Genomic DNA, 17,092 nt, shown 5'->3' on the forward strand with positions numbered 1-17,092 from the left:
GTACATCAGTCCTGTGGGCCTGACGATGCCGTCGACGCCCCGAACACCGTGTCCCTCTGATCGGGGATCACGGAGCCGTCCGTACGGCGCACCGGGCCCTGTCCGCCGTCCCGTTCGGTGTATCCGGTGGAGGCGCAGGGGTAGGGGTCGGCCTTGCGGCCCTTCGGCTCGATGAACATGGGGTTCACCAGCCAGCGTCCGTCGCCGTTCTCGTAGGCGCGGCACATCAGTTCGTTCTTGTTGCGGTTCAGGACGAGCCTGAGCGCGGTGGCGTCGCGCAGGAAGGAGATGTCCGTGTCGGAGTCGCCCGCCGCGAACACCTGTCGCCTCGCGGCCGGTTGGACCTTCTCGGCCGCCGCGCCGCGCACGCCGAGGATCTCCTTGTTGATCCAGCAGCGCTTGCCGTCGATGTACGTGATCATCGAGTCGTCGCCGTCCCGGACGGTGCCGCAGCCCTTGAGGTGCGCGGTCAGCTTCCCGCGCGCGGTGACGTTGCGGATGCCGAGGGTGTGGCGGGCGTCGATGCCCACGGCCTGGCCCCACACCTCGGCGACCGGCTCGGGCGACGCGGAGACGACGTGGACCGCGAACCCGGCCTTCTTGAGCGTGCGGATCAGGTCACGCTGCTGGTCGTAGTAGCGCACCCACCCGGTGACCTTGTGACTGCCGACCTTCTGCTCGGCCCCGACGGGCGCGGCGAGGTTCTCCTTGCGGGCGGCGGCCGCGAACTGCTTCACCTCGCGCGTGGACCAGCCGCGGGTGAGCTGGGCGAGCCAGGCGTACTGCGGCTCCATGCGCCGGTGGTCGAAGCCGGCGAAGGCGGCCTTGCCGGAGGTGGTGGTGCCCTCGGTGTAGACGGAGAGGATCTCATCGGCGCAGGCGGTGTCGCGCTGGGTGGGCAGGGTGGCGCGGGTGGCGGGGCAGGCCTTGGCGAGGGCCGTGGCGGCGGTGTCGGTGAGGTAGCGGCTGGTGGTGTGCCAGTCGCCGTGCTCGGGCGTGCGGATCTTGCCGTTCCGCAGCAGCCAGAACATGGTGGCGTCGCCGATGTCGTTCTTGATGACGGTGTTGTCCCAGTCGAAGGTGGCGACGGGCTTGGCGCCACCCTTGTGCCGCTGGGGCCCGCACTGGCCGTACGTGTCGATCATGCGCTGGAGCCGCGCCCTGTTCTTGCCGTACCAGCCCTCGGAGACGGTGAGTGTGGGGCACTTCGCGGCCTTCGGCCGGGCGTGCTGCGTGGCTTCGGCGGTGGCCTGTACGCCGAGGAGGCCCGCCCCCGCGACGGCGAGCACGGCGGCTGCGGCGGTGCAGCGGCGCTTGAGGTTCATGTACACGCTCCCATGTCTACGCAGGTCAGCCGGGCGTCGTGCGACGCCCGGCTGACGGGTGGGTGGCCCTGGGGTGAACTGTCCGGTGAGGCCTAGAGCGGCGTGACGTACGCCCCCGTGAGGCCACCGTCGACGAGGAAGTCCGTCGCGTTCACGAACGAGGAGTCGTCGCTGGCGAGGAACGCCACCGCGGACGCCATCTCCTCGGCCTCGGCGAAACGGCCCACGGGGATGTGCACGAGGCGGCGGGCGGCGCGCTCGGGGTCCTTGGCGAACAGCTCCTGGAGGAGCGGGGTGTTGACCGGCCCCGGGCAGAGCGCGTTGACGCGGATGCCCTCGCGGGCGAACTGCACGCCGAGCTCGCGGGACATGGCGAGGACGCCGCCCTTGGACGCGGTGTAGGAGATCTGCGAGGTCGCCGCGCCCATGCGGGCCACGAACGACGCGGTGTTGATGATGGAGCCCTTGCCCTGGCGCCGCATGTAGGGGATGGCGGCCTTGCAGCACAGATAGACGGAGGTGAGGTTGACGTCCTGAACGCGCTTCCAGGCCTCCAGGCCGGTGTCGAGGATGGAGTCGTCGTCCGGCGGCGAGATGCCCGCGTTGTTGAACGCGATGTCGACGGATCCGTAGGTGTCGAAGGCCGTCTTGAAGAGCGCCTCGACCTGCTCGGCGTCGGTGACGTCGACCTTCACGAAGGTCCCGCCCACCTCGTCCGCGGCGGCCTTGCCCGCGGTCTCGTCGATGTCGCCGCAGACCACGTTGGCGCCCTCGGAGGCGAGGCGGCGCGCGGTGGCGAGGCCGATGCCGCTGCCGGCGCCGGTGATGACGGCGGTGCGGCCCACGAGGCGGCGGCAGATGTTTTCTGTCATGGGGTCAGGCCTCCGTGCTGATGAAGACGTTCTTGGTCTCGGTGAATGCGGTGAGTGCGTCGGGGCCGAGTTCGCGGCCGAGCCCGGACTGCTTGTAGCCGCCGAACGGGGTCCAATAGCGCACGCTGGAGTGCGAGTTGACGGACAGGTTGCCTGCCCTGACCGCCCCGGACACGCGCAGGGCGCGCCCGACGTCGCGCGTCCAGACGGAGCCGGACAGGCCGTGGTCGGTGGCGTTGGCGAGGCGGATCGCGTCGGCCTCGTCGTCGAAGGGGATGACGACGGCGACGGGCCCGAAGACCTCCTCCGTGGCGACCGGCGCGTCCGGGTCGACATCGGTGAGCAGCGTCGGCGGGAACCAGAAGCCGGGGCCCTCGGGCGCCGTCCCGTGGATGCCGTCGCCGGGGGTGACGTGGGAGCGGACGCGGTCCAGCTGGGTCCGGGAGATCAGCGGTCCCATCTGCGTCTTCTCGTCGGTCGGGTCGCCCACGACGATGGACTCGACGGCGGGCGCGACGACCTCCAGGAACCGGTCGTACACCGAGCGCTGGACGAGGACACGGGTGCGGGCGCAGCAGTCCTGTCCCGAGTTGTCCAGGTACGCCATGGGGGCGGCGAGGGCCGCCGCTTCCACGTCGGCGTCGGCGAAGACGATGTTGGGGCTCTTGCCGCCGAGTTCGAGGGTCAGGCGCTTCACGCGGTCGGCGCACCGGGCCATGATCTGCTTGCCGACGCGCGTGGAGCCGGTGAACACGATCTTGGCGACACCGGGGTGCTCGACCAGCGCGTTGCCCGCGACTCCGCCCTCGCCGGGCAGGACCTGGAAGAGGTCTTCGGGCAGGCCTGCTTCGAGGGCGAGTTCGGCGAGGCGGAGCGCGGTGAGCGGGGTGGTCTCGGCGGGTTTGAGGATGACCGCGTTGCCGGCCGCGAGGGCGGGGGCGGTGCCCCACGCGGCGATCGGCATCGGGAAGTTCCAGGGGGCGATGACGCCGACGACGCCGAGGGGTTCGAGGACGGTGATGTTGAGGCCGCCGGGGGCCGGGATCTGGCGGCCGTTGAGGCGTTCCGCTCCCCCGGCGGCGTAGTCGAACAGGTCGCGGACGTTGCCTGCTTCCCAGCGGGCGTTGCCGATGAGGTGGCCCGCCTCGCGGACCTCAAGCCGGGCGAGCTCTTCGATGTGTTCGTCGACGGTGGTGGCGAAGCGGCGCAGGAGGCGTGCGCGGTCGGCGGGGGCGGTGGCCGCCCACTTCTCCTGGGCCCTGGCGGCCCGTGCGACGGCGGCGTCGACGTCCGCGGCGGTGGCGGCCGGGACGGACGCGACGACCTCTTCGGTCGCCGGGTTGAGTACCTGCAGCAAGTCGTTCCTCACATGCGTTCGAAGGAGCGGCGGAGCTCCCAGTCGGTCACCGCGGAGTCGAAGGCCTGCAGCTCGACCCGCGCCATGTTGCGGTAGTGCGCGACCACCTCGTCGCCGAAGGCGGCCTTGGCGATGGGGCTGTTCTCCCAGAGCTCGGCGGCCTCGCGCAGGGTGGTGGGGACGTGCTCGTACTCACCCGTGTAGGCGTTGCCGGTGCACTCCTCGGGCAGTTCGAGCTTTTCCTCTATGCCGTACAGGCCCGCGGCGACGAGGCCCGCGACGGCGAGGTGCGGGTTGACGTCTCCGCCGGGGAGCCGGTTCTCGAACCGCAGGGAGCGGCCGTGGCCGACGACGCGGAGTGCGCAGGTGCGGTTGTCGTATCCCCAGGCGGCGGCGGTCGGCGCGAACGTGCCGGGCTGGAACCGCTTGTAGGAGTTGATGTTGGGGGCGTAGAGGAGGGAGAAGTCGCGGAGGGCTGCGAGCTGGCCCGCGAGGAAGTGCCGCATGACGGGCGACATGCCTCCGGGGTCGTCCGCGGTGCCCGCCATGACGTTGGTGCCTTCGGCGTCCTGCAGCGAGAGGTGGATGTGACAGGAGTTGCCCTCGCGCTCGTTGAACTTGGCCATGAAGGTGAGGGAGACACCTTCCTGGGCCGCGATCTCCTTGGCGCCGGTCTTGTAGATGGCGTGCTGGTCGCAGGTGACGAGGGCTTCGTCGTACTTGAACACGATCTCGTGCTGGCCGGGGTTGCACTCGCCCTTGGCCGACTCGACGGTGAGCCCGGCGGCCGCCATGTCGTTGCGGATGCGGCGCAGCAGGGGCTCGATGCGGCCGGTGCCGAGGACGGAGTAGTCGATGTTGTACTGGTTGGCGGGTGTGAGGTCCTTGTACCCGGCGTCCCAGGCCTGTTCGTAGGTGTCCTTGAAGACGATGAACTCGAGCTCCGTGCCGACGTGCGCGGTGTAGCCGAGCTCCGCGAGCCGGTCGAGCTGGCGGCGCAGGATCTGCCGGGGCGCGGCGACCACGGGCGAGGAGTCGTTCCAGGCGAGGTCCGCGATCAGCATCGCGGTGCCCTCGTTCCAGGGGACCCGGCGCAGGGTGGAGAGGTCGGCGTGCATGGCGAAGTCGCCGTAGCCGCGGTCCCAGGAGGACATCGCGTAACCGTCGACGGTGTTCATGTCGGCGTCGACGGCGAGGAGGTAGTTGCAGCCCTCCGTGCCGTGTTCGAGGACCTCGTCGAGGAAGAAGCGGGCGGCGAACCGCTTGCCCTGGAGCCGTCCCTGCATGTCGGGGAAGGCCAGGACGACAGTGTCGATCTCGCCGCTCGCGACGAGGGCCTTCAGCTCCTCGACGGCCAGCGGGGGTGTGCGGTCTGCCACGGGAAAAGCCTCCTTGGGTCAGCCGGGAGCCATAAGGTATTGCCGAGAACCATTGCTTGGGAAGGGGGTACGGAGATGTCGCACCCGGAAGAGGGCACGGCGGCGTCCGCGCCGGACGACGAGCGCCTGACGGCGGTGCTGCGTCCGGTGCGGGCGGGCAACGGCTTCGAGGAGGCCCTGGAGCAGATCCTCCAGGTCGTCCGCCTCGGCCTGGTGCCCGGCGGCGAACGCCTGCCGTCGGAGCGGGAGCTGGCCGACCGCCTCGGCATCAGCAGGGTCACGCTGCGCGAGGTCCTGAAGGTGCTGCAGGACCAGGGCCTGGTCGAGTCGCGGCGCGGGCGGTACGGCGGCACGTTCGTGCGGCCGCGCCCCGAGGCGCAGGGCGAGGACGAGCTGCGGCGCCGCATCAAGGACGTCGACGTCGAGGACGCGCTGCGCTTCCGCGAGGTCCTGGAGGTCGGCGCGGCCGGGCTCTGCGCGGCGCACGGCCTGACCGGCGAGCAGGCGGACCGGCTGCGCACGGCGCTGGCCCGGACGCACGACGCGCCCCTCGCGGAGTACCGGCGGCAGGACACGCTGCTGCACCTCACGCTCGCCGAGCTGTGCGGATCGCCCTCCCTCACCGCGCAGTACGCGGCGGTCCGCGCGACCGTCAACGACCTCCTGGACTGCATCCCGCTGCTCGTACGGAACCTGGAGCACTCGCAGCGCCAGCACACGGCGCTCGTGGAGGCGGTGCTCGACGGGGACGCGGACGGCGCGCGGGAAATGATGCGGGAGCACTGCTCGGGGACGGCGGCGCTGCTGCGGGGCTTCTTGACGTGAGACGCGATTAACCGTCGCGTAACGCAAGGGTCTTGCTTTCTCCCACCCGGCACGGCAAAGGTATGCATCCGTTCCATTGAGTCACCCGCCAGCCGAGCCACAGTGCCGCAGAGGAGCCGCGCCATGACGACGGACCCCACCCCACCGAACCCGGCCCCGGCCCCGGCCGAACCGGCGGACGACTATCTGGAACGCAGGACACTGCGCCGGGGCAGCGCGGGCTGGCTGCTGCTCACCGGCCTCGGCGTCGCCTACGTCGTCTCCGGCGACTACTCGGGGTGGAACTTCGGTCTCGCGGAAGGCGGCTTCGGCGGCCTCGGCATCGCCATGGCGCTCATGGGCGTGATGTACGCGTGCATGGTGTTCTCACTCGCCGAGCTCTCGTCCGTCCTGCCGACGGCGGGCGGCGGCTACGGCTTCGCGCGGCGGGCGCTCGGCCCGTGGGGCGGGTTCCTGACCGGTACGGCGATCCTCATCGAGTACATCCTGGCGCCGGCCGCGATCTCCATCTTCATCGGTGACTACGTGGAGTCGCTCGGGCTCTTCGGCCTCAGCTCCGGCTGGCCGGTCCATCTGGCCTGCTTCGTGATCTTCATCGGCATCCATCTGTGGGGCGTCGGCGAGGCGCTGCGGTTCAGCTTCGTCGTCACCGGCATCGCGGTGGCCGCGCTGCTGATCTTCGCGGTCGGCGCGTTCATGGACTTCGACGCGTCGAAGCTGAACGACATCCCCGTGGAGGCGGACGCGTTCGGCGCCAACTCATGGCTGCCGATGGGCCTGTTGGGCATCTGGGCGGCGTTCCCGTTCGGCATGTGGTTCTTCCTGGGCGTGGAGGGCGTGCCGCTGGCCGCCGAGGAGACCAAGGACCCGGCGCGCACCCTGCCCCGCGCGATCCGCTGGTCGATGGCGATCCTCGTCGTCCTCGCGCTCCTCACCTTCTTCGCCTCGTCCGGCGCGCGGGGCGCGAACGCGATCCAGGACGCGGGCAATCCGCTGGTGGAGGCGTTGCAGCCGGACGGCGACGCGACGGCGCTCAGCCGCATCGTCAACTACGCGGGCCTCGCAGGACTGGTCGCCTCCTTCTTCTCCCTCATCTACGCGGGCTCGCGCCAGCTCTTCGCGCTCTCCCGCGCCGGCTACCTGCCCCGCTTCCTCTCGCTCACCAGCAGCCGCAAGGCCCCCTACCTGGGCCTGCTCGTTCCGGGCGCCATCGGTTTCAGTCTGGCCGCGGCGACGGGGGACGGCGCCCGGATGCTGAACGTCGCGGTGTTCGGCGCGACCATCTCGTACGCGCTGATGTCCCTGTCGCACATCGTCCTGCGCCGCCGCGAGCCCGCCCTCGAACGCCCCTACCGCACCCCGGGCGGCATCCTCACCTCGTCCGTGGCGCTGGTCCTCGCCTGCGCGGCGCTCGTCGCGACGTTCCTGGTGGACGTGACGGCGGCGCTCATCGCCCTCGGCGTGTACGTGGTCGCCCTCGCCTACTTCGGCGTCTACAGCCGCAAGCACCTGGTGGCGCGCGCACCGGAGGAGGAGTTCGCGGCGCTGGCGGCGGCCGAGGCAGAGTTGGAACGCGACTGATCGGCACGACCTGTGCACGACACCGAAGGAGAACGGCGAACGGTGGAGGAGAACGCAGTGACCGGCGGCAGACCACTGATCGGGGTCAGCACCTACCTCGACCCCTCGGTGAGCTGGGGCGTGTGGCAGCTGCCCGCGGCCGTGCTGCCGGCCGGGTATCCGCGCCTCGTACGGGCGGCGGGCGGCCTCACCGCGATGCTGCCGCCGGACGACCCCGCGCACGCCGCCGGGATCGTCGCCCGCCTGGACGGCGTGGTCGTCGCGGGCGGCCCCGACGTGGCACCCGAGCGGTACGGCGCGGCCCGCGACGCCCGCACAGGACCGCCCGCACCGGAACGGGACGCATGGGAACTGGCCCTGATCGAAGCGGCCTTGTCCTCCGGCACCCCGCTGCTCGGCATCTGCCGGGGCATGCAGCTCATGAACGTGGCACTCGGCGGCACGCTGATCCAGCACATGGACGGCCACGCGGGGGGAATCGGCGTCTTCGGCACCCACACGGTGAAGCCGGTCCCCGGCACGCTCTACGAGTCGATCGCCCCGGACGCCGCCACGGATGTCCCGACCTACCACCACCAGGCGGTGGACCGCCTCGGCCGGGACCTCGTGGCATCGGCGTACGCGGAGGACGGCACGATCGAAGCCGTCGAACTCCCCGCCCCGACCTGGGCGCTGGGCGTGCAGTGGCACCCAGAAATGGGCGAGGACACCCGCGTCATGACAGCCCTGGTCCGAGCCGCTTCCTGAGCCGGCCCGTGAGCGGGGAGGCGCTCCCGGGGGTGCGGGCTCCGGTGGCCGGGGACGCGGTGGGGAGCACGTCCTACTCCCCTTCCGCCGCCGTGCGCGACACCAGGCGTTCGTAGCGTTGGCGGGCCGCCTGGGGGGTGCCGAGGCCGAGGCCGAAGGCGATGTCGGGCCAGGTCATGCCGCGACCGCGGGCCATCTGGAGGAGGCCGGTCTCCAGTTCGTCCATTTCGCCGCGGGCCATGGGGAGGAGGGTGAGGGCGGCGGTGATGTCCGCCTGGTCCACGTCCGGCTCGCCGGGCACCGGCTTCGCGGCGCCGCTGAGCAGGAACGACACGATGCGGACCGCTTCGTGCGGGCCGAGGACGGTCGGGTGGACCTGTCGCTTGCGCTGGTCGTCGTCGGCGGCGTGGCGTTCGGCGATGCGCATGAGGGAGGCGTACGCGCGCCGGGCGCGGGCCTCGTCCGGGTGCGGGGGCGTGAAGGGGTCGGCGTCCTGGGGGTGTTCGGGGGGCGTCATGCATCCAGCATGGGATAGCGCACCGTTCGTGGTCAACGGTTTATTGTGAACGAGTTGTTTGCTTCGTGCGGGTGAGGGACAGCAGGTCCCGCCCCGGGCCCGCCGGGCGGTGACCCGTCGGCCACACCGCCCGCAGCTCCCTGCGCAGCCGCACCTCCGCCACGGGGATCTCCACCAGGCGCCGCGCCGCCAGCTCCTCGCCCACCGCGAGCTCGCTCAGGACCGAAGGACCCGCGCCGCTCACCGCGGACGCCTTCACCGCCGTCGTCGACGACAGCTCGATCAGCGGGCGGGCGAGACCACCGAGCGCCGCGTCCAGGACCTGGCGCGTCCCCGAGCCCTCCTCGCGCAGGATCAGCGGCGTCGCCGCGAGCTCGTCCGCGCCGAGCGGCTTCCTGCGCCGCGCCCACGGATGCCCCGGCGCCGTCACGACGACCAGACGGTCGTGGGCGATGACCACTTCGTCGAGCCCGCCGGGCACGGTGAGCCCTTCGACGAAGCCGAGGTCCGCCTCACCGGCGAGGAGCCGCGCCGCGACGGCCGTGGAGTTCCCGGCGAGCAGCGACACCGCCGTGTCCGGACGCTGCGTGCGCAGGGCGATCAGCCACCCCGGCAGCAGATACTCGGCGATCGTCATGCTGGCCGCCACCCGCAGCCGCGAGTCCCGTCGCACCCGCAGCGCCTGCGCCCCCGCGTCGAACGCCTCCGCCGCCTCCACGATCCGCCCCGCCCAGTCCGTGACCAGCGCACCCGCGTCCGTGAGGCGCGACCCGCGCGGCGACCGGTCGACGAGGGCGACGCCGAGCTGCCGCTCCATGGCCCGCACCCGGCTGCTCGCGGCGGGCTGGGTGATGCCCAGCTCGCGCGCCGCCCGCCCCAGACTGCCGAGTCTGGCGACGGCGAGCAGCAGCTGGAGCGCCCCGAGGTCGGGCACGCGGTGCGCGAGTGATGCCTCTGGGGTGGTGGACGGCTCGGGGGACGCAGGGGACGTACTCATAAAGTCAGCTTATGCCCTCATAGAAGGGTGCTCCCTGGTGGCGGACTCCCACCTTCCACGACCGTGGAACCATGGTCACCACCGCACATCCCGCCACCTCCGCCGGCGCCTCCCCCACGGTCACCGCCACCCGCGCCCCCGCGGTCCGCCACCTCGGACCGAACTGGTACGCCTCCGTCATGGGCACCGCCATCGTCGCCAACGCGGGCGCGACGCTGCCGTATCGGTTCGCGGGGCTCCGCACGGGCTGCACGATCGTGTGGGCGCTGTCCTTCCTCATGCTGGCCGTCCTGCTCACCGCCCGCGCCACGCACTTGATCCACCACCGCGACCAGGCCCGCACCCACCTCCTGGACCCGGCCGTCGCCCCGTTCTACGGCTGCCTGTCGATGGCGCTGCTCGCGGTCGGCGGCGGCACCCTCATCGTCGGCGAGGACTGGATCGGCACGCAGGCGGCCGTCGCGATCGATGCCGTGCTGTACGCCGCGGGCACGGTCATCGGCCTCGCCGCCGCCGTCGCCATCCCCTACCTGATGGTGGTCCGCCACCGCATCGCAGCCGACCAGGCCTCCCCGGTGTGGCTGCTGCCCGTCGTGGCCCCCATGGTGTCGGCGGCCGTCGGCCCGCTGCTCATCCCGCACCTGCCCGCGGGCCAGGCGCAGCAGACGATGCTGTACGCCTGTTTCGCGATGTTCGGCCTGAGCCTGCTCGCCACCCTGGTGATGCTCCCAGTGATCTTCGCCCGCCTGGTGACCGCGGGCCCGCTGCCCCTGGCCCTCACCCCCACCCTGTTCCTGGTCCTCGGCCCGCTGGGCCAGTCGACGACCGCCACCAACAAGTTCGCCGACTTCGCCCCGCACGTCGTGACGGCCCCCCTCGACCGGGGCTTCCTCGTCTTCGCCGTGCTCTACGGCGTGCCCGTCATCGGCTTCGCCCTGATGTGGCTGGCACTCGCCGGGGCGATGGTGGTGCGCGCGGGGCGTCGCGGCATGGGGTTCGCGATGACCTGGTGGGCGTTCACGTTCCCCGTCGGCACCTGCGTGACCGGCGCGGAGGGCCTCGGCAAGCACACGGGCCTCGCGGTCTTCGACTGGCTCGCGACCGCCCTCTTCGTGTTCCTCGTGACCGCCGTGGCGGTGGCCCTCGCCCACACCCTGAGGGGCGTCCTCACCGGACGGCTGCTCGCAGCGCCCCGCTGAGGACCGCCGGAGCCTCCACCAGCGACGGCCCGTACCACGTGAGGTGGCGGCCCCCGACCAGCGCGACCGGTGTGCCCGGGAACGCCTCGGGGCCGTCCTCGCGCGTGAAGCGGTACGGCTCGTCCGGGAGGACCACGAGGTCGAGGTCCGCCGACGCCAGCTCCTCGACCGGCACGCGCGGATAGCGGTCGGCGTGGTCCGCGTACGCGTTGTCCACGCCGAGGCGGGCGAGGACGTCCCCCGCGAAGGTGTCGCGGCCCAGGACCATCCACGGACGGCGCCAGATGGGGACGGCCGCCCGCAGCCGGGCGGCCGGGCGCGGGACCTCGGCCTCCCGCCACGCCGCCTCCGCCTCGTCCAGCCACCGCGGGCGTCCCGCACCGCACGCCGTGAGGACCCGCGCCAGCTCGCGGAACGCCTGGTCCAGCGTGCGCACCTCGGTCACGAGGACCTCGACGCCCGCCGCGCGGAGCGCCGCCAGGTCGGGGGCGCGGTTCTCCTCCTCGTTGGCGACGACGAGATCGGGCGCGAGGGCGACGATGCGCGGCACGTCGGGGTTCTTGGTGCCGCCCACCCGGGTGACGTCGAGGCCGGCCGGGTGACTGCACCAGTCCGTCGCACCGACCAGCACGTCCGGGACGGTGACGGCGACCGCCTCGGTCAGCGAGGGCACCAGCGAGACGACCCGGAGCGGGCCACGCGCGCGTGACGTATGAGCGGGTGGCGTGTCCGTGCGTGACACCTCAGCGCCCCTTGTCGTCCACGGCCTCGATGTGGTCCCCCACGGCGACCACCAGGACCCGGGTGTCCGGCACGGTGGCCCGCCAGCGGTGCCGCACCCCGCCCGTGAGGAACAGCGTGTCGCCGCGCCCGAGGCGGTAGGCCCGCCCCTCGGCCTCCATCTCCACGGCGCCCTCGACGACGTACATCAGCTCGTCGTTGCGGTGCTGGAACTCGCGCCCCTCGTCGTGGTCGCCGATGAATTCCAGGGCGTGCAGCTGGTGGTGGCCGCGGGTCAGTTCGCGGACGCGCGTGTCGGGCGTGGAGCCCTCCAGGTCCGTGTCGTCGGCGGCGCGCACCACCTCGACGGTGCGGGCCGGGTCGGCGGCGGCCAGGAGTTCCACGTCGGTGGTGCACAGGGCGTCGGCGACGCGCTGCAGTGAGCGCATGCTGGGGCGGGCCCGCTCGTTCTCGATCTGGCTGAGGAAGGGCACGGAGAGGCCGCTGCGCTCGGCGACGACCGCGAGGGTGAGCTCCAGCTGCCGGCGGCGGCGCCGCACGGCCGAGCCCACCCGGAGCGTCTCCTTGTGCTCGTCCATCGCCTCGACTCCCTTCAGCGCGTCGGCCCGCTCTCAACCCTGAGGGGTTTTCTGCACCCTACGCATGTTCGCCAAACGGTTTTGCCCCGTTGCCGAGACCGCCTTCTCCAGCTCGTGCCAGTAGAGCAGTTGTCCGGACTCGCCGGGGGCGGAACCCTCGGTCGGCACGAACACGCTGAGGAGCAGGGCGGGTTGACCCCGCGGGTCGGTGAGGAGGGTCGCCGAAGGGTTGGCGAAGGCGCGGCTGCCGCCGTGCGTCCTGATGTCGAGGCGGTCCGCGCGGCCACTTGAGGGGTCGTACGCGTACGTGCCCCAGCTGCCGAAGTCGCCGCGCCGCCCCTGTCCCTCGACGAGGACCACGCGCTGCCCGCCGAGCTCCACGGGCGCCCGGTCGCCGATGTTGCCGCCGTTGCCCCAGGCGTGCACGGCGCGGTCCAGGCGGCGGTCGGGCTCGGCGTGCCAGTGCCGGAAGCCGGTGAGGGTGGCGCGCAGCTGGCGGTCGGTGTCGCAGCCCGCGCGGTAGTGCCCGGTGAGGTGGACGGTGGCGCCGTGGACGTCGGTGACGCTGGGGGTGCCCTCGGCGCAGCGCGAGAGGGTCAGCGGTGCGTCGAAGGCGCGGCGGGCCCGGCCGTCGAGGAGCGCGGCCAGGTTCGCGTAGGCGCGTACGGCGATGTGGTTGCGCGGGTCCTTCTCGTACGCGAGGACGTATCCGCCGCGGCCGTCGGGGGCGAGCGAGGCCTGGTGGGTGCCGGGGCCGAAGTCGTGGCGGCGGTGCCAGTGGCGCAGGTCGGCGGAGGTGGCGACGGCCGCGTGGAAGCGTCCGTCGGCGAGGAGCGTGTGGTAGACGGCGAGGTAGCTGCCGTCCTGCGCCTGGGCGATCTGCGCGGCGTCCATGGTGCGGCCGGTGTGGTCGCGGGCGTCGTAGCGGTGGCCGTCGGCGGCGGTCACGTCCTCGGCGAGGGCGGCCAGGCGGGCGGTGCCCGCGGAGGCGGGGGCGGCGTCGGCCCGTGCGAGCTGCGCGACGAGCAGGGCGGCGGCCAGGGCCAGTACGGCGGCCACGACGAAGAGCGCGGTCCTGGGCTGCCTTGCGATCACGGGCGGATTCTCGCGTTCAGGTGTTCGAGACGGGGCGCAGTCGAGCGTATGGACTCGGGAGTCCCGCAGGAACGCCGAAGGGGGTGGGCTTCGCCACAAGGCGAGACCCACCCCCAGGACTACGGCGGCTTGTGACTACTTCACAGCCGTCATCTTCTCCTCGAAGCCCGGGTTCTTCTTCAGCCAGGCGTCGACGGCCTTGGGCTCGTTGTTCTTGCCCGCCTTGTTGATCTCGTTCTCCAGGCTCGCCAGTTCCTTCTCACTCATCTTGAAGTTCTTGAGCCACTTCGTGAGCTGCGGGTACTGGTTCGGGAAGTCCTTGCTGGAGAGCGACCGGATCGTGTTGCCCTTGCCGAAGCCACCCTTGGGGTCCTTCAGCTTGGTCAGGTCGTACTCGCTGTACGCCCAGTGCGGCGACCAGAGCAGAACCGCGACCGGCTCCTTCTTCGCGTACGCGGTCTTCAGCTCGGAGAGCATCGCCGGGGTCGAGCCCGCGGCGATCTCGTACTCGTCCTCCAGGCCGTAACCCGGCAGGACCTTGTCCTTGAGGGCCTGCATCACGCCGGTGCCCGGCTCGATGCCGATGATCTTGCCCTTGAACTTGTCGCCCTTGCCCTTGAGGTCCTCGAGCGACTTGACGTCCTTGACGTACGACGGGACGGCGACCTCCAGGGAGGTCGGGCTGTACCAGGACCCGAGGTCCTTCAGGTTCGCCTTGTTCTTGTCCCAGTACGTCTTCTGCGCGGTGGGCAGCCAGGCGTCCAGGTTGAGGTCGATGTCGCCCTGCGCGAGACCGGTGTAGGCGGGGCCCACGTCGGCCGGGGTCAGCTCCATCTTGTAGCCGCGCTTCTCCAGGACGCGCTTCCACAGGTTGGTGACGGCGACGTTCTCGTCCCAGGCGAAGTACGCGGCCTTCAGCGGGCGCTTCTTCTCCTCGCCACCGGAGTTCTTCGGCAGCGGGGCGAGCTTGTCGACGACCTTCGGGTTCTTCTTCAGCCAGGCGCGCACGGCGTCCTGCTGCTTGCCCTTGCCGGCCTTGTTGATCTCCGCTTCGAGGCTGGTGAGCTGCTTCTCTTCCAGCTTGAAGTTCTTGAGCCACTTGGCGAGCTGCGGGTTCTCCTTCGAGAAGCCCTTGCGCGCCAGCGAGTGCACGCCGTCACCCTTGCCCCAGGCACCCTTCGGGTCCTTGAGCTTCTTCAGGTCGAAGTCGTTGTACGCCCAGTGCGGCGACCAGAGCGGGACGACGATCGGCTCCTTCTTCGCGTACGCCGCCTTCAGCTCGGACAGCATCGCGGTGGTGGAGCCGTCGACGACCTTGTACTCCTTGTCGAGGCCATACTCCTTGAGGACCTTGCTCTTCAGGAGCTGCATCTCACCGGCGCTCGGCTCGATGCCGGTGATCTTGCCGTCGAACGTGCCGCCCTTGCCCTTGAGGTCGGCGAGCGAGTTCACGTCCTTCATGTACGACGGGACGGTCAGCTCCAGCGACGTCCGGTCGTACCAGGCGCCGAGGTCCTCCAGCTTGTCGCCGTACTTCTTCATGTACGTGGCGTGCGTCGTCGGCAGCCACGAGTCGGTCTGGAAGTCGACGTCGCCCTGGGCGAGCGAGGTGTAGAGCGGGCCCGCGTCGAGCAGGCTGGCGTTCACCTTGAAGCCGCGCTGCTCCAGGATCTCCTTCCAGAGGAAGGTGGAGGCGATGCCCTCGTCCCAGTTGATGTAGCCGATGTTGATTTCCTTGCCCTGACCGACGTTCTCGGAGTCGGCCACGGGCTCGGACTTGGTGCCGCCGAAGATGCTCATGCCGCCCGCGACGAGCGCGAGGACGACGACGCCGACCACCGCGACGACGGGCCGGGGGCGGTAGTTCCAGATGTTCAGACCCTGCGCGGCCCGCAGCTTGGCGAGCGCACGGCGGCCGAGCGGCGAGACCTGCCCGCCCAGGCCGCTGGTGACGCGGTCCAGGTAGATGGCGAGGATGACGATGGAGACGCCCGCCTCCGCGCCGAGACCGACGTCGAGCTGGCCGATGGCCGCGTTGACGTCCGCGCCGAGGCCCGGGGTGCCGACCATGCCGGTCAGCGCCGCCATGGAGAGGCCGAGCATGATGACCTGGTTGACACCGGCCATGATCGTCGGGAGCGCGAGCGGCAGCTGGACGCGGAACAGGGTGTTGCGGGGCGTGGTGCCGAACGCGTCGGCGGCCTCGACCAGCTCCTTGTCGACCTGCCGGATGCCGAGCTCGGTCATGCGCACACCGGGGGCGAGCGCGAAGACGATCGTGGCGACGATGCCCGCGGGGGCACCCATGCGGAAGAACAGCAGCGCCGGGATGAGGTAGATCATCGCGGGCAGCGTCTGCATGAAGTCGAGGACCGGCCGGACGATGCCGCTGACCGTCTTGGAGCGGGCCGCCCAGATGCCCACGGGCACGGCGATGACCAGCGCCACGAAGGTCGAGACGAGCACCAGGGACAGCGTCATCATCGCGTTGTCCCACAGCTCCAGGGACACGATGAAGGCAAATCCCGCGAAGGCGAGGACGCCGCCGAGCAGGCCGCGCAGCCAGAACGCGATGACGGCGAGGATGCCCGCCATCAGCAGCGGCTCGGGTCCGGAGAGGACGTCGAAGACGCCGTCCCACATGTTCTGGAAGATCGTCTTGATGAACGAGAACAGCCAGTCCATGTGGGTTCTCAGCCACTCGACCGAGTCATTGACCCAGTCGCCGAAAGGAATCCTAGGCACCGCTGCTCACCTTGCCCGCGCTCTTGCCGCCCGTGTCGTGGGCGTCGCCCTTCTCCTGGGCGGGTATGGAAGCCGCCGCCGCGTCTTCCGGTTCCTTCATCGGCTCGCCGAGCACGGCGAGCAGCCGCGCCCGCGGCACGACACCCACGAGCTCGCCGTCGGCGTCGGTCACGGCGACCGGCACCTCGCTGGTGGAGCACGGCGTGAACAGCTCGATGATCGGCGTGTCCTCGGCGACCGTCGCCGGTGCGTCGGCCCGCACGAAGTCCTTGTCGGCGTCGGCCATGATCGCGCCCGCCGTCAGCACGCGGGAGCGGTCGACGTCCTGCGTGAACGCGGCGACGTAGTCGTTGGCCGGCGTGACGAGGATGTCCTCGGCGTTGCCGATCTGGACGATGCGGCCGTCGCGCATGACGGCGATCTGGTCGCCCAGGCGCATGGCCTCGTTGAGGTCGTGGGTGATGAAGACGATGGTCTTCTTCAGCCGCTTCTGCAGCACGAGGAGCTGGTCCTGCATGTCGCGCCGGATCAGCGGGTCGAGTGCGCTGAACGACTCGTCCATGAGGAGCAGGTCGGCGTCGGTGGCGAGCGCGCGGGCGAGGCCCACGCGCTGCTGCATGCCGCCGGACAGCTCGTCGGGCCAGGACTTCTCCCAGCCCTTGAGGCCCGCGAGCTCCAGCGCCTCGGTGGCGCGCTTCTCGCGCTCGGCGCGGGGCACGCCCTGCACCTCGAGGCCGTAGCCGGCGTTCTCCAGGACACTGCGGTGCGGGAAGAGCGCGAAGTGCTGGAAGACCATGCTGATCTTCTTGGAACGCACCTCCCGCATCTCGCGGGCGCTCAGCTCGGTCAGATCCTGACCGTCGAAGCGGACATGACCGGCCGTCGGCTCCGACAGTCCGTTGAGCATGCGCAGCAACGTGGACTTGCCGGATCCGGAGAGACCCATGACGACGAAGATCTGGCCCGGCTCGACCTCGAAGGACGCGTCGATGACGGCAGCGGTGGTGCCGTTGGCGCGCAGCTCCTCTCGGTCGGCTCCGTGGCGGAGTTTCTCCACCGCGTCATCGGGTCGTCTGCCGAACACTTTGTACAAGTGCTCGGCCTGCAGCCTGGACACATACACCTCTCGGGTCG

General features: G+C 71.1%; 15 protein-coding genes. 4 read left to right on the plus strand and 11 right to left on the minus strand.

What is annotated here, in order from left to right; all coding sequences use genetic code 11:
• Positions 1-5: 5 nt before the first annotated feature.
• The 4 genes from DEJ49_RS05970 to DEJ49_RS05985 form a co-directional block, all read right to left on the minus strand.
• Positions 6-1,325: a haloacid dehalogenase-like hydrolase gene (locus DEJ49_RS05970; RefSeq protein ID WP_150183026.1), complete on the minus strand. Its 1,320-nt coding sequence runs from the start codon at positions 1,323-1,325 to the stop codon at positions 6-8.
• 92 nt (positions 1,326-1,417) lie between these two features.
• Complete coding sequence (locus tag DEJ49_RS05975; RefSeq protein WP_150183027.1) at positions 1,418-2,197, minus strand: 3-oxoacyl-ACP reductase; 780 nt, start codon at positions 2,195-2,197, stop codon at positions 1,418-1,420.
• Positions 2,198-2,201: 4 nt separating this feature from the next.
• Positions 2,202-3,554: an aldehyde dehydrogenase family protein gene (locus DEJ49_RS05980; protein WP_190329271.1), complete on the minus strand. Its 1,353-nt coding sequence runs from the start codon at positions 3,552-3,554 to the stop codon at positions 2,202-2,204.
• An 8-nt stretch (positions 3,555-3,562) separates the two neighbouring features.
• On the minus strand, positions 3,563-4,933 hold the full coding sequence (locus DEJ49_RS05985; RefSeq protein WP_150183031.1) for a glutamine synthetase family protein: 1,371 nt from the start codon (positions 4,931-4,933) through the stop codon (positions 3,563-3,565).
• A 75-nt stretch (positions 4,934-5,008) separates the two neighbouring features.
• Here DEJ49_RS05985 and DEJ49_RS05990 point away from each other — a divergent pair, with 75 nt between their 5' ends.
• From DEJ49_RS05990 to DEJ49_RS06000, 3 genes are all read left to right on the plus strand, one after another.
• Positions 5,009-5,758 carry a FadR/GntR family transcriptional regulator gene (locus DEJ49_RS05990; RefSeq protein ID WP_150183032.1) on the plus strand — a complete coding sequence of 250 codons (750 nt, stop codon included), beginning with the start codon at positions 5,009-5,011 and terminating at the stop codon, positions 5,756-5,758.
• Positions 5,759-5,881: 123 nt separating this feature from the next.
• Positions 5,882-7,339 (plus strand): ethanolamine permease, encoded by a 1,458-nt coding sequence (gene eat, locus DEJ49_RS05995; RefSeq protein ID WP_150183034.1) that lies wholly within the window; start codon positions 5,882-5,884, stop codon positions 7,337-7,339.
• A gap of 42 nt (positions 7,340-7,381) precedes the next feature.
• Positions 7,382-8,086, plus strand: coding sequence for a gamma-glutamyl-gamma-aminobutyrate hydrolase family protein (locus DEJ49_RS06000; RefSeq protein ID WP_223832736.1), 705 nt, complete (start codon positions 7,382-7,384; stop codon positions 8,084-8,086).
• A 73-nt stretch (positions 8,087-8,159) separates the two neighbouring features.
• Here the strand turns inward: DEJ49_RS06000 and DEJ49_RS06005 are convergent, their stop codons facing one another.
• Together DEJ49_RS06005 and DEJ49_RS06010 are read right to left on the minus strand one after the other, a co-directional pair.
• Positions 8,160-8,603 (minus strand): DNA-binding protein, encoded by a 444-nt coding sequence (locus tag DEJ49_RS06005; RefSeq protein WP_150183036.1) that lies wholly within the window; start codon positions 8,601-8,603, stop codon positions 8,160-8,162.
• A 40-nt stretch (positions 8,604-8,643) separates the two neighbouring features.
• A complete protein-coding gene (locus DEJ49_RS06010; RefSeq protein WP_150183038.1) occupies positions 8,644-9,600 on the minus strand; it encodes a LysR family transcriptional regulator in 957 nt (318 codons plus the stop codon).
• Between the two features lie 71 nt (positions 9,601-9,671).
• Here DEJ49_RS06010 and DEJ49_RS06015 point away from each other — a divergent pair, with 71 nt between their 5' ends.
• On the plus strand, positions 9,672-10,799 hold the full coding sequence (locus tag DEJ49_RS06015) for a TDT family transporter (RefSeq protein WP_150183040.1): 1,128 nt from the start codon (positions 9,672-9,674) through the stop codon (positions 10,797-10,799).
• On the opposite strand, the gene DEJ49_RS06020 is transcribed toward DEJ49_RS06015, so the two are convergent.
• The 5 genes from DEJ49_RS06020 to DEJ49_RS06040 form a co-directional block, all read right to left on the minus strand.
• Complete coding sequence (locus tag DEJ49_RS06020) at positions 10,768-11,541, minus strand: helical backbone metal receptor (protein ID WP_150183041.1); 774 nt, start codon at positions 11,539-11,541, stop codon at positions 10,768-10,770. The two genes, DEJ49_RS06015 and DEJ49_RS06020, sit on opposite strands and share 32 nt — an antisense overlap.
• A 1-nt stretch (position 11,542) precedes the next feature.
• Positions 11,543-12,118, minus strand: a complete 576-nt coding sequence (locus DEJ49_RS06025; RefSeq protein WP_150183043.1) for a helix-turn-helix domain-containing protein — start codon at positions 12,116-12,118, stop codon at positions 11,543-11,545.
• Between the two features lie 33 nt (positions 12,119-12,151).
• Positions 12,152-13,213, minus strand: coding sequence for a hypothetical protein (locus tag DEJ49_RS06030; protein ID WP_223832737.1), 1,062 nt, complete (start codon positions 13,211-13,213; stop codon positions 12,152-12,154).
• 135 nt (positions 13,214-13,348) lie between these two features.
• Positions 13,349-15,958: an ABC transporter permease/substrate binding protein gene (locus DEJ49_RS06035; protein WP_150183045.1), complete on the minus strand. Its 2,610-nt coding sequence runs from the start codon at positions 15,956-15,958 to the stop codon at positions 13,349-13,351.
• The gene (locus tag DEJ49_RS06040) at positions 15,951-17,075 is read right to left on the minus strand and encodes a glycine betaine/L-proline ABC transporter ATP-binding protein (protein WP_223832738.1); all 1,125 of its coding nucleotides are present in this window, start codon (positions 17,073-17,075) and stop codon (positions 15,951-15,953) included. Before DEJ49_RS06040 ends, DEJ49_RS06035 begins: the two co-directional genes overlap by 8 nt.
• Positions 17,076-17,092: the final 17 nt, after the last annotated feature.

It is taken from the genome of Streptomyces venezuelae (assembly GCF_008642335.1).
GTDB lineage: Bacteria > Actinomycetota > Actinomycetes > Streptomycetales > Streptomycetaceae > Streptomyces > Streptomyces venezuelae_F.

Bases quoted from the DNA above. Each gene is read 5' to 3' on its own strand.
- DEJ49_RS05970 (WP_150183026.1), bottom strand. From the start codon at position 1,325: ATGAACCTCAAGCGCCGCTGCACCGCCGCAGCCGCCGTGCTCGCCGTC.
- DEJ49_RS05975 (WP_150183027.1), bottom strand. From the start codon at position 2,197: ATGACAGAAAACATCTGCCGCCGCCTCGTGGGCCGCACCGCCGTCATC.
- DEJ49_RS05990 (WP_150183032.1), top strand. From the start codon at position 5,009: ATGTCGCACCCGGAAGAGGGCACGGCGGCGTCCGCGCCGGACGACGAG.
- eat (WP_150183034.1), top strand. From the start codon at position 5,882: ATGACGACGGACCCCACCCCACCGAACCCGGCCCCGGCCCCGGCCGAA.
- DEJ49_RS06005 (WP_150183036.1), bottom strand. From the start codon at position 8,603: ATGACGCCCCCCGAACACCCCCAGGACGCCGACCCCTTCACGCCCCCG.
- DEJ49_RS06010 (WP_150183038.1), bottom strand. From the start codon at position 9,600: ATGAGTACGTCCCCTGCGTCCCCCGAGCCGTCCACCACCCCAGAGGCA.
- DEJ49_RS06015 (WP_150183040.1), top strand. From the start codon at position 9,672: ATGGTCACCACCGCACATCCCGCCACCTCCGCCGGCGCCTCCCCCACG.
- DEJ49_RS06025 (WP_150183043.1), bottom strand. From the start codon at position 12,118: ATGGACGAGCACAAGGAGACGCTCCGGGTGGGCTCGGCCGTGCGGCGC.